The sequence below is a fragment of the Pedobacter sp. Leaf194 genome, from assembly GCF_001423945.1.
Taxonomy (GTDB): Bacteria; Bacteroidota; Bacteroidia; order Sphingobacteriales; family Sphingobacteriaceae; genus Pedobacter.
This window is the reverse complement of the sequence record NZ_LMPU01000013.1, coordinates 132,989-146,755: the sequence shown is the minus strand read 5'-3', so window position 1 is coordinate 146,755 and position 13,767 is coordinate 132,989. Positions and strand designations below refer to the sequence as shown.

Sequence of the window (13,767 nt, the reverse complement as noted above, 5' to 3'; positions counted from 1 at the left end):
TAGATGCATTATTTAATAAAAGAATTCGCTCCGCCCGTATTAAATACTTTACGTTGGTTTAGCTTCCAATACGGCTGGAAAGGAAATTTTAAATCGTTTGACGATGCAACAAAACACTGTAAGGGCTACGATGAAAATCATATTTTAAATAGAATTGTATACACAACGGGTAAAGTACGAGACGGAGAGGCTGTGTATGAACGAGATGGAATCATTTACGATGAAGTTCAAATTAATCACACCTTATTAAGCATATTACTTTTAGTTGCGGGTAGAAACGCAAACAAATTGACTCTGGTAGATTTTGGTGGGTCACTAGGTACATCTTACTATCAATGCATCAAATATTTATCCCATTTAACTGAACTAAACTGGTGCATTGTAGAGCAAGCCAATTACGTGGAGATCGGTAAAAAATCCTTCGAAAACGACCATGTAAAATTTTACTACACCATGGAAGAATGTCTTGCCCATGGTAAGCATCCTGATATTTTGCTGCTCTCCAGTACATTGCAATACATTAGAAATCCTTACAATTTATTAGGTCATTTACAAACGTTCAACATACCATATCTTATGCTCGATTTGGTTGGTTATAATGATAGTGAAGAGGATAGAATAACGATTCAAAAAGTTCCGCCTGTATTTTATGGAATTGAAGCCTCCTACCCTTGCACCTTTTTCGGAAAAAATAAGCTGGAGAACCAACTAAATAAAAATTACGAACTGGAGTTCGATTTTATTTCAGAAAGTCAAAAATACTACATAAATTTTAAACCATTTCGTTACCAAGGGTCATTTTGGAAACTGAAAAAAGATTAATATTTATCCAGTTCATCTAAAACAGCTGAATCGGAATCGACATCAAATTTTCTGGCAAAAATCATATTAGAATTTAAAATTTCACTTAAATCTTTTATGCTTAAAAATTTGGGATTAGCATTGCCTTCAGACCAATCTATATAACGAAGGTTGTCTGAATTGGTGTGCTTACTATGATCAGAATTCATTATAATTGTCGCGATTACAAATTCGTCAGAACCCCAGGTATATTTAAAAAAGTTATGCAGTTTTGAGTTCATATCGAGCTTATTAACAACATAAGCGGCCGCATCGTAAGTAATTGTCCACCAGGAAGATTTGCTGCCGCCATAGAAATGCATACCGTCCGGCAACTGTCTTTTTCGTACAATCGAATTAATTACAGTTTGTAATAGATATTTACCTTTAAAGCCTGAATCAGTAAAGTGGAACTTTTCGAATCTGCTCAGCGCTTCCTTGTACCAAACGGATTCTTTTTTCTCTATGTGCATAAAATTTTGTCCAACTTTATCCGCGAAGAACTTGTAAGTTTCATTAGCCGAGTAGATTGGATAATCCTGGCCACTAAGCAAATTTACAAAATCGTATTGATTTTTAGTGGCAATAACTTCTTTAAGCGATTGAACAATTGCTCGTGTGAAACTCCAGCCGGCCCAGGTGCAACTTATACGTTGTTTTATAAAATATATTTGCGGCAAACCTTGCAAAAATCTAAATTCCGAAGCATCAACCTTTTTATCCAGGTGTATATAGATGTCAAATCCGGTGTGTTTTAAACGATTGACCAAACGCAGCAACTGCGTCGGATTTTTATGAACCATTATAATATGAGCAACACGCATTATTAAGGATTAATTAAAGGGTTGGTTTGTAATTTGACAGAGATAAACGCTAACATCAGCTGTTGTTGATGCTTTTACAATCTTCCCCATCTTGGATAATTCTGTTCGTAAATTTGCTGCTGGAAGATTAACATTTTTATAGTACCATGCCGGCCTACTAATTGGATCACCCACGTTTGATAAGAACTTATTGTTAAAGATAACCCAAACTCTTTTACTATGTTTGATTTTTCCGAAATCCTGAACCAATTTAGTGTTGTAGTCATTTAGATTGGATGCGCTCCATCTAAAATCCCGTCCTTCAATTGCCTTAAATTTATAGTTTTTTAGGCTGGCGTAAACCTTAAATCCCGGCAATTCATTCCAATACACATATACCACATCACCAGCTTTATAAGCCTTATTTACCATGTCAAACGATTCTTTTTGATACGATTTTTTATGCTTATAAAATGTTGCGCTATCCGCGACAGATTGAAAAGACTGAATGATCGGTGATACTAATAATAGAACTACAATAACGATTTTGAAAGACTTAACTGATACTGACATCTTTTCATTTAAGCCGTCTAAGCCAATGCCAATCAAAATCAGAAATATCGGCGTTAAAAACAGCCAAAATCTTTCTGTTAATGGATACAATTCCAGGCCAGATGCCAGCAGTACCATTAAAAAGGGAAACATTAACACATTAAAGTTTTGGACTGACTGCTTTAGACAGAGATAAGTACCCGCTCCCAGCAGAATAAATGGTAAGAACGGCATCTTAACAAATGGAGCGTAAGAACTGGTCTGTGTTCCCGATACAAAAAAGTTCCATAACAAACCTAAGGGATAATCCAACATTCGGTAAAAGCTTGTAAAAAACCATTTCAAATCAGACATAGACCTTGGAGGTAAGGGCATAAAATCTCCATAAAATCTAAACCAATTCACTACCCATTCGGCATCTGGTGTCTTTTTAATAATTAAAAAGAATAGTAAAATAAAACTTATCAGCCATGAAATAAATGGAATAAAGCTTTTAGAAAAAATATTAAATTGTTTAGTTAACAGGTAATAAAGCATTAAACCTAAACCGATGCCGCCTAATATAAAGATTGCCGAAAAAGAAAACCAAAGTATAACTGCACCGCCTAAGCTCCAGAAAATTAATTCTTTCAAATTTTTTAGTTTCCTAAATTTGATGAACATGTAGAAGCACAAGATCGAGCATAATAATTCAGTTGAATATTGCTTAATCTCTACAGAGTGGTAAACAAAAGCTGGCGATATGCATAAAACGGCCAAAGCAACTAACATGCCTGTGGGTTTTAAAAAATATTTTGTTACGGGAATAAATATTAGAATTGATAGTAAACCCGATAGTAGCGGCACAATTCTTAATCCGTACTCTTTATCACTAAAAATATTGAGGAATAGTTTTACAATCAATAAAAATCCAATTGGGGCTTTTTGCTGATAATCGAGAGGTCTGGTTATCAGCTCCAGATAATCAAACCTAAGTAAACTCGACGCCAGATATCCTTCGTCTAACCACAAGGATCTGTTCAGCACATATTGGTATATTCTTAAAAATACTCCTGAAATTATAATCAATAAAAATAAATAATAACTGAATTTATCTTTCAGAGTACGTTTTAATGGAAATGGCATGCAAATAGTCAGTCGGGATTTTATGCAATATCGGAATTTTTAATAATTTTACACAAATAAATCTCTCCTGTGCATAATATCTCTCTAAATAATTTAGAGCTAGTAATTTTTGATGTTGATGGTACTTTATATAATCAAAGCCTTCTCCGAAAAAAAATGCTATTCTCCTTACTGAAATACTTTGTTTATCATCCATGGAAGATTAACGAATTATTTATTCTCTACCATTTCCGAAAACAGAGAGAAAAAAACAAAGGGTTTAAAGGGCAGGATCTAAATGAGCAGCAATACCTTTGGTGTAGCCAAAAAACGAATCAATCTATTGATTTAATTAAAGAAGTTGTTGATAAATGGATATTTAATTATCCCAATCAATTTTTAAAGGCATGTTGCTACCCCGGCATACACCTTCTTTTTAAAACACTTGCCGAAAAAAATATTCGCATAGCGATATATTCTGATTACGATTCGATAGAAAAAATGAAAGCAATGGAACTAAAGGCCGACTTATACGTTAGTTCTACAGATGCCAATATCAATGCGTTCAAACCCAATCCTGATGGCTTAAATTTTATTCTTAATGAAATGGGTGTTCGCGATAAGAATAATTCTTTGTTTATTGGCGACCGGTTGGAACTGGACGGCGAATGCGCTAAAGCTGCAGGCATGCCATTTTTGCTGGTGGATGAAGAAACTATAAATAATTCCCTATTTGAAAACCTCTCAAAACAAGTGCTTAATGTTTTTAAGCCATGCACGGTATGATTGATAAAATTACATTCCCACAAGATCCAGACGCGCCGGAAGAAACCACTGAAACTGAACTCCGACGTGCAGGTATCAAACAATATATTGCCATTGCACGGCCAGATAATTGGGTGAAAAATCTTTTTATGGTTCCAGGGATGCTCTTCGCGTTCTCCATCTTTCATACGCCATTTAATTCTGTGCTAATTACGAAAATTGTGTTAGGCGTTATTAGCATATGCCTAATCGCATCTGCTAACTATGTTATAAATGAATATTTAGATGCCGGTTTTGATAAGTTTCACCCCTTAAAGCGGAGGCGATCTTCTGTTGTAACGATGATAAACCCAAAAATTGTATATGCAGAATATGCATTTTTGGCGCTTATTGGCATCGCTCTTTCAAGCTTTGTATCTATAAAGTTCTTGTCGGTAGCTACATTTTTATTGATAATGGGGGTTATCTATAATGTAAAACCGTTTAGAAGTAAAGATCGGGTCTTTCTTGATGTTTTAAGCGAATCGGTAAACAATCCAATCCGGTTTGCAGCCGGATGGTTTATATTTAGTCCTGCTTTGGGTATTCCAAGCAGTAAATGGGATTTAAACTGGATCAACACCTTCCCTCCCGTCAGTATCATTATCGCTTATTGGATGGGAGGCGCATTTTTAATGGCTACAAAAAGATTTGCCGAATACAGGCTAATCGATAATGCAAAGTTGGCAGGCTTGTACCGCAAATCATTTCGGTTTTACAATGAAAACAGCTTGCTGGTTTCGATGTTTTTTTATGCAATCACCTGTGCCTTTTTTATGGGCATCTTTCTGATTAAAGATAGAATTGAACTTTTAGTGAGTTTCCCATTTTTTGCCTTGTTGTTCTCCTGGTACCTCAAAATAGGCCTGTTAGATGATTCACCCGTGCAGGGCTCGGAAAAACTATATACCAGAAAATGGTTTATGCTTTACCTCGCACTTTTTACAGCACTACTTTGTGTTTTAATGTTTGTTGATATACCCTGGTTACACTGGTTTTTAAATAACGCGAACAATTACAATTACGATTCTTAATACGGATGAAAAACGATAAATATGATTTGATTGTTGTGGGAACTGGTTTTGCTTCGTCATTCTTTCTCCAAAAATATCTGGCTAAAAGTAAAGGGAATAAAAAAATTTTGGTTTTGGAGCGGGGGTATTTCTATAGCCATGCAGAAAAACTTAAGGTTAGAAGAGGCGAAAGTGCACCAGATGTTAAGTACGAACCAAAATGGGATTCGCTTGTAGAAAATTTTAACCCTAGAAAAGATTGGCATTTTACCACCGGTTATGGTGGCAGTTCGAACTGCTGGTGGGGCTGCACCCCGAGGTTTATGCCCTCTGATTTTAAAATGCAGTCCCTTTTTGGCGTTGCTCAGGATTGGCCAATCTCTTATGATGACATTGAGCCATATTACGATGAAGCGGAAGAAATTATGCAAATCTCAGGCCCAGATGCCACACCATTTCCGAAGAAGGGCAAGTATCCGCTTCCGGCGCACAAATTTACTAAGGTTGATGAAATCCTGAACAAGAAATATGGAAATCAGTACATAAGTCAACCCACCGCGAGAGCAAGCAGAGCAACCGCAAATAGAAATGCCTGCATGGCATCAAGCACTTGCGGAACATGCCCGGTGGACGCAAAATTCAGCATTGAAAACTCAGGTATGACGGTTTACCAGAACCCGCAGGTGGAAATTGTTTACGGCGCACAGGTTTATAAACTGGAAACCCTTGATGGTGTAGCCAGAAAAGTTTGCTACGTGAAAGATGATAAAGATTTTAGCGTGGAAGGAGATGTCATTGCACTCGGAGCAAATCCATTTTTTAACACTAATATTTTATTAAACTCTGGTGATACAAATAAATTCACAGGTAAAGGATTTGGCGAACAATTGGGTATTCAGGTCCTTATTTATCTGGATAATTTAAGCAATGCCGGCGGAAGTACCTGGGTAAATGCAAATGGCTACATGCTCTACGATGGAAAACACAGAAAAGATTATGCAGCCTGTTTAATTGAAGTTAATAACGCACCATTTATCCGTTTTGAAAAAGACAAATGGCTCAATATCGCCAGTTTTCGTTTGGTGTTTGAAGATTTGCCTGAAGATAAAAATTACATCACAACATCTGCAAACAAACTGAAACCGGCAGTACATTATGAAGGCCGTTCGGATTATGCTGAAAAGGCTTTCGCTAACGCCAAAAAACAGTTGCCTGAAATTTTATCATGCCTGCCGGTTGAACGCTTAAAATATCTCGATCCGTTTCCAAACGAAGGGCATATTATCGGCGGAACGAGAATGTCGGCAAATGCAGAAACAGGCGTTGTAGATAAACATCTCGTTCATCATAAATATAGAAATGTGTTTGTGCTGGGCGCTGGTTCATTCACTACCTACAGTGCCGCCAACCCGAGCTTAACGCTGTCAGCTTTATCTTTATTCGCTGCCGATAAAATGTTTTAAATATGGAAAGACGAAGCTTTTTGTTGTTATCTGGCGTATTGGTTGGCATGGTTACCATCCCCCCTTCGCTTTATTTTGTATCGCCTGGTATTAAAAGGTACGCAGCCAGGCTCATCGAAAAAGAACTATCCTACTTGAAATTAGATAAAGCAGGAGTAAGTAATTACATTAAGGATTATTTTAAGAATGGATCAAATAATGTGATGGCTAATGTAAAATGGAAAGTTTTATATTATAGCAGGAGTGACTCGAACAACTCCAACAACATTAATGACCTCTTGCGCTATTACCTGCTATCAACTGATTTTTTCCTAAATCAGATGGATGTGTCAAAGCCGGTAAATTACATTGGAATCTTCGATCCTTACAAGAGCCCGATAGCCAATCCATATTCGTATATATTGCTTCCTAAAATTGGTGTAAATAATTGGCCATAGATAGGTTGATGCTTGAAATAAACAATACTATGTGTTACTACTTATTAACTAAAAGCGTCTAAAAACCGAGTAGGTAAATCAGGCCCATAAATTGGACAGCCCGTTTCAGCAACGTAAGTTATTTTACGATGAGAAACTGATTCTTAACGCTTCGAGGATTTGTATGTAAGCGTACCGACTAAAAGGGTTTTTTAAAATTAGGAGCGCTATTTTTTTCGCCACGTATGCCTTATCATTAGCTTTAAGTGCGATCTCGATTTGTTCCATTACAACATCTATACTCACCTTTTTTTTAAAAGTTGCGATGGTTGATTTTATTCGGCTTTCTTCCTGTATTGTTTCAATTCTGGTGTCCAGGAGAAAATTACGAATTAAATTATCCACAAGTATTTTTTGTCTGTTCCCCCAATAATGCAGAATAAATTCATCTGTCGCCCTGATTTCTGTTCGCTTCTGGAGTATTAACGAAAAAGCGAGCTGCTCACTAACAAACCATTTCGAATTGGAATAAAATCGGTCAGTCAGTATAAATACATCTGGCATCAGTTTACAAAATCCCTTATTCAAACCCAAAACGCCAGAATTCCAGCTATAATCAGTTTCGGTGAAGTTCTCAACAATGCCTCCGATTTTAAACGACCTACTGGTTATGAACTTTATAAACGCCTCTGTATAGTCGCCTTGCTTGAAGGAACTAAATAATTCGAGGCCAGTCTTAAAATCATATTCCCTTTTATGCATAAAACTTTTTCCAGGCGCAAATCCATTCAGGATTGCTTTCGGATTTGCAATAAAGAAGGTATCAGAATCAACAAATAAAAGATCACTCTCTGGAAAATTTTTGAAAGTTAAATCGATTACCGCAACTTTTCTTCTGTGGAGAAAGCCAGTGCCCGCAAGCATATCTTCAAGTAATTCGGGCGTTAACAGGTAATACGTTATTTCCAGCCCTTTTAAATAGGGCTCGAAGGAGGCAGGTTTATCGGTATAAATAATAATACGGACGCGTTTCGGATCATCAACCCATGCAATGAAGCTCAAAACACAAAATATTGCTCTATAATATTCCGTTTCACGACCGTAGGCAAGCAACACCAAATTCTTTTGATTCATTCAATCGTATTTTAGTGCAATTAAATCTTTCCTTTTTTGAGCTCATTTACAGCATAAGCACAAGCTCTCGCGGTAAATGCCATATAAGTTAACGACGGATTTTGGCAGGCTGAAGAAGTCATGAAGCTCCCATCAGATATAAAAACGTTTGATACATTGTGCATTTGGTTGTAGGCATTCAACACAGAAGTTTTAGCGTCTCTGCCCATCCTAGCAGTTCCCATTTCATGCACTGTAGCCCCCCCCGGTTTATTGTAATTAAAACCAATTACATTTCTGAAACCAGCCTGCTCGAGCATTTGCACAGAGGTTTCTTTGATATCATTCATCATATCGCTTTCATTGTTCTTAAACGAAAAATTAATTTTAATAAGTGGTTGTCCCCATTTGTCTTTAGTCGAATTATCAAGGGATACCATATTCTCATAGTACGGCAAACACTCGCCCCAGCCAGCCATCCAGACGGTCCAGGACCCAGGAGTGGTTAACTTGTCTTTGAAATCCTTCCCAATTCCGGTTAGATGCCCCGACTTATCACCCCATTCTTCGCGTTCTCCGTGTCCTTGTATGTTGTAACCTCGTTTGAAAGCGTGACTTTCGGAATCAGACAGGTTTCTGAATCTGGGAATCAAAAAACCACAAGGTCTTCTCCCTTTATAATACAAATCCGAATAGCCATCATGTGCGCCGCTTGCTCCGGCTGATGAATGGTGATCCATTAAATTATGGCCAACTTGTTCACTATCATTGCCAAGGCCGTTGGGAAATCTGTTTGAGGTTGAATTGAGAAGAATGGAAGCTGTGGCTATTGTAGATGCATTTATAAAAACAATCTTGGAATTGAATTCTAAAACCTCATTGGTTAAGGCGTCTATAATTCTTACCCCTTTAGCTTTTTTCTTCTGCTCGTCGTAAAGCACTTCGGTAACAATTGAATGTGGCCTCAAAGTTAAGTTCCCAGTAGCCATTGCTGCAGGGATTGTTGAACTATTGCTACTGAAATAACCACCGAAGGGACATCCCCGTTCACACAGATTACGATTTTGACAAGGCCCACGGCTATCCCACCCTCTTGTCAAATTGGCCACTCTTGCAATCGTGAGCAATCTGTTTTGATCATTTTTTTTTATGCTTTGTGCCAGGTGTTTCTCAATACAATTGAGTTCCATTGGACTTAAAAACTCACCATCGGGCAGGTGCTTTAGGTTTTCACGCTGTCCACTTACGCCGATATGAGATTCTACATAACTATACCAAGGCGCTAAATCCTTATATCGAACTGGCCAATCCACTGCAACGCTTTCCTTTATATTGGCTTCGAAATCGAGATCACTCAGACGATAACATTGCCTGCCCCAGGTTAAAGAACGGCCACCAACTTGATTTCCGCGAAACCAGTTAAAGGGTTTATCTTGAATATAGGGTTGATCTGCATCTCTAATATAGAAATGCTTTGAACCTGGATTATATGCGCCGCTTTGAACAGGATCTGATTTATTATCGGCGATGGTGTTGTTCATACCAAATTTAAAATCCCAGGGATTAAGCGTTGCTGTGGGATAATCAACGATATGCTTTACATCACGTCCTCTTTCCAGTAACAAGGTTTTCAATCCCTTCTTGCAAAGCTCCATAGCTGCCCATCCACCACTAATTCCAGAACCGATTACGATGGCATCGTAGGTCCCTCCATCTATATTTCTGTTAATGAACATAACTTATTTAGTAGCCCAGGATTTCTGGTTAGCTTGAATTGAAATACAGGCTTTGAAAGTTCCTGGTATGTAATCGTATGCAAGACCCTCTGTCGCACCCAATCTCGAGCCGCAATAGCCTTCTATAGTAAGGTTCCTAAACTTTGAAAAAAAACTTTCACCAAAAAACTTATTATTGATTTTATTTAGGATGGGATAACGATAATTTGCATTATCAGAAAAGTGCTGTACAATACTTCCCTTTTCTTTAGCAGTAAGTTCCAAAAATGGTTTACCGTAATTCGATGTGGAAAATTGTTCAAAATCATTCAGACCATCAACGAAGTGATTCTGAACATTTTTAGTCGTACAATTTGTTATAACATCGATAATATATTTATGCACACCGGCTGACTTTGCTCCCGGCGTTTCAGTTTGTGGAATTATCAGCTCCGCAATTTCTGCTATAAGCATCTCCTTTTCCTTTAAACTTTGCAAATTGATTGATTTGTTAAGTTTATACCACTTATAACCTGAAATAGAAGATGCAACAATTCCAATGAAAGCTAAACTTTTAAGATACGACCTCCTGTTCATCAACAAATACAATTTTGTCGCTAATATATGAAAATAAGCGTAGTATCTGAAGGTATAAATACGTTAAGAAATTGTTCGACTGGACTGATGTTTTGATAAGGTTTAAATAGACTTACTTAATGAATAGAATTCATCCTAAAATTGAGTGTATTGAATGACTAGTCATACAAAACTTGGTAAGAAATGTGATACACAAATCATTTACGGTTTAATTTATACGATTAGAAGGCTTCCAAGGCAGCTTTTCAAATCGTCATATAATAGTCATAAAATGACTTTTCACGAAACAATTTTAAAAAAGAGTTCACAGGAATACTGCTAACCGGCACTCATAAGCCCGCTTTTCCATATACTTAGCATAATTGCGATTTTCAATTTAGAAAGTTTATATGTATTTATACATAATATTGTCGTTAGAGAAGTTAAACAAATTTACCTAAAGCGCTACGAGTTTAATTAATGAAAAGAAACCTAAGAATGTATTCTAAAATCTTCTTGTGCACACTCATTGGGATGAGTTCCTGCAAGAAAAATGATAATTCTCCAGAGCAAATTGCCGTTGCTCCTATTATTCCAATTACGCCCCCAACTTCTACGACCCCCACGGCAGTAATACCGGCTTATGAAGTTGGCACAGGCAGTGGAAATCTTACTATTGATGGCGCCAGCCTTGATTTCACTCGTATTAAATTAGTTAGAATTAAAGCAGGCACTTATAAAACTATTTACATCAAAAACCTCTCTGGAACATTAGATGCTCCAATCAACATTAAAAACAATGGCCAGGTTGTGATTACCGATGGGTTAGAGACAGACAACATTATAAATGTTTCCATATCTGGAGACAATGATATAGGCATCAAGTATGGCTTTTCGTTCGAGAATATCCCTTTTAGGGCCATAAAAATGAACAAAAGAATTTTTGGTGTAACCTTAAAAAGCTTAAGCTTTAGGAATGTTGCCGATTATTGCATTGCAGGGGAAAGAAGTAATGGCGACTTGGCCTACGACGGCGGAGAAAATACAAGAAATGAGCGGTTCAAAGTTATTAACTGTTTATTCGATAATACAGGTGCAATTGTATTTAATGGCTCCCTAAATAAAGATAATTCTCAGGATATGGGCTTATTCAAAGATGTAGAGATAGCTTACAACCAGTTCCAAAACACCAATGCTGGTGCACTATGCGTATTCGGCAATATTCAGGATTATAATGTACACCACAATGTTGTTAACAATGTCAACATGTCAAACAATAATCACAATGGTGTTTTCTACATGCAAGGAAATGGAACGTTTCATCATAACAAATTAACGAACTATCAAGGTAATGCAATAAGGATGTGGGTTTATTCCCGTGGGTCTAGTCCAGTAACAGTCGAGATTTATGATAACATTTGTTACAACACCAGAAAATACGGGGGCTTCGAAATTCAGGGATTCGATAGGAATATCTATCCTGGTAAAACGACCTATGTTAATGCCAAAGTTTACAACAATACAGTCGGCCGGATGAATACATCAAAAGACTGGGAAGGGGAAATTTTAGATCTTTACAATTATGGAGGTACACTCCAATATTATAATAACCTTGGGTTCGAACTCTATCACAACGGGTTGCCTATTGCAAACATGATCAATAATATGAGCGACACCAAGATAACATTGGAACAAAACAACAAGTATGTTGCCTCACAGCAAGATGCGGTAACCGATCTGGAAAGCTTTCTTTCAAAGATAACAGGTATAGGTGCATTGCTGTAGGTAGTGAGTTCTTCCAAACAATTTACAATTGAAGTTAGCACCTCATGCCTGCGGGCCTTTTAGGCCATGCTAATTGCAGTTACACTTAAGCAATTAAAAGCTCAGTTGTTTAGTGAATAGTAGCCGGAGTTAACCTCCTGATAGAAGCTCACGCCAAACACCAACAGAATAGGTGCCAGTGCGTTTGGCGCCAGGGTGTTGTTCAACGTGAAGCCTGGAGTGGCACTGTTGTTGGGAAATGCATCGGACTCACTGGTCACAATTATCTCTATTCCTACTGCATGATCAAGAATAACTAATGCAGCACCTGCAGTAATTTTGTAATGGGTAGCGCCTTTTGGCTTATTCAATTGCACGTCCGGGCTGATTTCTGGGATCACCACCTTAACCAGCCAGGTTAGCCGATCTATGGATGCAACCGCTACCACAAACAAGGTGTTGTTCAGTGGCGCTGATTCATTGGAGTTGAAATCCCTTAGAACGTTAAAGTTTTCATACAATACTTTTCGCTCGCCCCTGATATTGACAATGTCAATCAAAACCGTTGCGCAGTTGACAAACAATCACACTAAAGCCCTATTGGGCTTAGTGTAATTATCCTCTTGTGATTCGAGGCTTATGACTTAAGTAGCAGTGTTGCGTTTGTTCCAAAAAATAAGTGGATCTTGTTTAATCAGATCTTAAGGAGCATCTTTTTCAATTTATTAAAAATCTTTCGTATGTATCGGTTGTTGCCACTTATCGGTTTAAAATTTTTCCATGGTGTTAAAGTCAAGTACCTGAAGAATTCATCTTTATATACTGGCTTCGAATTGTAGGTATTAAAGATCGGTTTAATATCTAAGAAATGAACTAATGATGGACTGTCATTCTCATTGAAAGCAAACCAGTTCCATTTTGGATCAAGTTGCAGCCATTTATTGGCGAGTACGACGTTTAAACCATATTGATCAGCTAACTGAACATACTTTTTGTGAATCCGCAAGGCATCAATCACTTTTTCCGAAATGCCCTCTACTTTCCACTTCTTTGGGTTTATTACCAAAACTCCGGAATTGAAATATTTAGTATCTGCCGTAAGGCCGAGCTCAGCATAATTGGCGATCCCGCCCCACTCGCAGTCTACTGTTTTACCAACATCTTGCGCAGCTGCAACGGTATATTCACCTAAGGATACATTCCATAATTTAGAGATATCGTCTTGAACAATTGTGTCAACATCAAGGTAAATTAATTTCTCTACATCTTCGTCGATTACATAGGGCGAAAATACCCGCATGTAAGCGGTTAATGGAAATGCCGAATTATCTACAGGGATGGTGATATGTGATGGCACAATTGCTTTGCTTAAAAACCACTTGATGGTTACGCGTGCAGGGTCTACGATCGATTCAAGCTTTTTTCTGAAACTTTTTGATATTCCGTCATCAATGATATGGAAATCTATATGCTCCGGTGTTTTATGATTTAGGTCGATAGATTTTAACAACGCGGCAATTAGTATTGCGTAATGGTTATCACTGGCTACAACAATTGAGATGTTTTCTTTACTCATGGGGATTTTATGTAAAACGCAAAAGTTT

The 13,767-nt window shown here is 37.5% G+C and carries 13 protein-coding genes; 6 read left to right on the top strand and 7 right to left on the bottom strand.

Going from position 1 to position 13,767, the window contains the following annotated elements; all coding sequences use genetic code 11:
* Positions 1-3 precede the first annotated feature (3 nt).
* Positions 4-822 carry a methyltransferase, TIGR04325 family gene (locus tag ASG14_RS18575; protein WP_056872577.1) on the top strand — a complete coding sequence of 273 codons (819 nt, stop codon included), beginning with the start codon at positions 4-6 and terminating at the stop codon, positions 820-822.
* Here the strand turns inward: ASG14_RS18575 and ASG14_RS18570 are convergent.
* Both ASG14_RS18570 and ASG14_RS18565 read right to left on the bottom strand, forming a co-directional pair.
* Positions 819-1,664, bottom strand: a complete 846-nt coding sequence (locus ASG14_RS18570) for a beta-1,6-N-acetylglucosaminyltransferase (protein WP_082491703.1) — start codon at positions 1,662-1,664, stop codon at positions 819-821. The genes ASG14_RS18575 and ASG14_RS18570 overlap by 4 nt on opposite strands.
* A 9-nt stretch (positions 1,665-1,673) precedes the next feature.
* The gene (locus tag ASG14_RS18565) at positions 1,674-3,221 is read right to left on the bottom strand and encodes a glycosyltransferase family 39 protein (protein WP_162238752.1); all 1,548 of its coding nucleotides are present in this window, start codon (positions 3,219-3,221) and stop codon (positions 1,674-1,676) included.
* Between the two features lie 168 nt (positions 3,222-3,389).
* Between ASG14_RS18565 and ASG14_RS18560 the strand changes: the two genes are divergently transcribed.
* From ASG14_RS18560 to ASG14_RS18545, 4 genes are read left to right on the top strand one after another with little or no spacing between them, the layout of a single operon-like run.
* Positions 3,390-4,085, top strand: coding sequence for an HAD family hydrolase (locus tag ASG14_RS18560; RefSeq protein ID WP_162238751.1), 696 nt, complete (start codon positions 3,390-3,392; stop codon positions 4,083-4,085).
* Complete coding sequence (locus ASG14_RS18555) at positions 4,082-5,137, top strand: UbiA prenyltransferase family protein (RefSeq protein WP_082491699.1); 1,056 nt, start codon at positions 4,082-4,084, stop codon at positions 5,135-5,137. The genes ASG14_RS18560 and ASG14_RS18555 overlap by 4 nt, the downstream gene beginning before the upstream one ends.
* Before the next feature lie 5 nt (positions 5,138-5,142).
* Positions 5,143-6,579 carry a GMC oxidoreductase gene (locus ASG14_RS18550; protein ID WP_056872573.1) on the top strand — a complete coding sequence of 479 codons (1,437 nt, stop codon included), beginning with the start codon at positions 5,143-5,145 and terminating at the stop codon, positions 6,577-6,579.
* A 2-nt stretch (positions 6,580-6,581) separates the two neighbouring features.
* Positions 6,582-7,016, top strand: coding sequence for a hypothetical protein (locus ASG14_RS18545; protein ID WP_056872572.1), 435 nt, complete (start codon positions 6,582-6,584; stop codon positions 7,014-7,016).
* A gap of 123 nt (positions 7,017-7,139) precedes the next feature.
* Here the strand turns inward: ASG14_RS18545 and ASG14_RS18540 are convergent, their stop codons facing one another.
* Genes ASG14_RS18540 through ASG14_RS18530 form a run of 3 tightly spaced genes read right to left on the bottom strand, consistent with a single transcriptional unit; the run spans position 7,140 to position 10,420 of the window.
* Entirely contained in the window at positions 7,140-8,129 is a 990-nt protein-coding gene (locus ASG14_RS18540; protein WP_056872571.1) for a hypothetical protein, read from the bottom strand.
* Between the two features lie 20 nt (positions 8,130-8,149).
* Positions 8,150-9,844, bottom strand: a complete 1,695-nt coding sequence (locus ASG14_RS18535; protein ID WP_056872570.1) for a GMC oxidoreductase — start codon at positions 9,842-9,844, stop codon at positions 8,150-8,152.
* Positions 9,845-9,847: 3 nt separating this feature from the next.
* Positions 9,848-10,420, bottom strand: coding sequence for a gluconate 2-dehydrogenase subunit 3 family protein (locus ASG14_RS18530; RefSeq protein ID WP_056872569.1), 573 nt, complete (start codon positions 10,418-10,420; stop codon positions 9,848-9,850).
* 459 nt (positions 10,421-10,879) lie between these two features.
* On the opposite strand from ASG14_RS18530, the gene ASG14_RS18525 reads away from it, so the two are divergent.
* Positions 10,880-12,184: a hypothetical protein gene (locus ASG14_RS18525; protein ID WP_056872568.1), complete on the top strand. Its 1,305-nt coding sequence runs from the start codon at positions 10,880-10,882 to the stop codon at positions 12,182-12,184.
* Between the two features lie 101 nt (positions 12,185-12,285).
* Here the strand turns inward: ASG14_RS18525 and ASG14_RS18520 are convergent, their stop codons facing one another.
* Both ASG14_RS18520 and ASG14_RS18515 read right to left on the bottom strand, forming a co-directional pair.
* Positions 12,286-12,747 (bottom strand): hypothetical protein, encoded by a 462-nt coding sequence (locus tag ASG14_RS18520; protein WP_157275000.1) that lies wholly within the window; start codon positions 12,745-12,747, stop codon positions 12,286-12,288.
* A 110-nt stretch (positions 12,748-12,857) separates the two neighbouring features.
* The gene (locus ASG14_RS18515) at positions 12,858-13,739 is read right to left on the bottom strand and encodes a glycosyltransferase family 8 protein (RefSeq protein ID WP_056872566.1); all 882 of its coding nucleotides are present in this window, start codon (positions 13,737-13,739) and stop codon (positions 12,858-12,860) included.
* Between the last annotated feature and the right edge of the window lie 28 nt (positions 13,740-13,767).

Coding starts and splice junctions, on each gene's coding strand:
- ASG14_RS18575 (WP_056872577.1), top strand. CDS start 4: ATGCATTATTTAATAAAAGAATTCGCTCCGCCCGTATTAAATACTTTA.
- ASG14_RS18570 (WP_082491703.1), bottom strand. CDS start 1,664: ATGCGTGTTGCTCATATTATAATGGTTCATAAAAATCCGACGCAGTTG.
- ASG14_RS18555 (WP_082491699.1), top strand. CDS start 4,082: ATGATTGATAAAATTACATTCCCACAAGATCCAGACGCGCCGGAAGAA.
- ASG14_RS18550 (WP_056872573.1), top strand. CDS start 5,143: ATGAAAAACGATAAATATGATTTGATTGTTGTGGGAACTGGTTTTGCT.
- ASG14_RS18545 (WP_056872572.1), top strand. CDS start 6,582: ATGGAAAGACGAAGCTTTTTGTTGTTATCTGGCGTATTGGTTGGCATG.
- ASG14_RS18540 (WP_056872571.1), bottom strand. CDS start 8,129: ATGAATCAAAAGAATTTGGTGTTGCTTGCCTACGGTCGTGAAACGGAA.
- ASG14_RS18535 (WP_056872570.1), bottom strand. CDS start 9,844: ATGTTCATTAACAGAAATATAGATGGAGGGACCTACGATGCCATCGTA.
- ASG14_RS18530 (WP_056872569.1), bottom strand. CDS start 10,420: ATGAACAGGAGGTCGTATCTTAAAAGTTTAGCTTTCATTGGAATTGTT.
- ASG14_RS18525 (WP_056872568.1), top strand. CDS start 10,880: ATGAAAAGAAACCTAAGAATGTATTCTAAAATCTTCTTGTGCACACTC.
- ASG14_RS18515 (WP_056872566.1), bottom strand. CDS start 13,739: ATGAGTAAAGAAAACATCTCAATTGTTGTAGCCAGTGATAACCATTAC.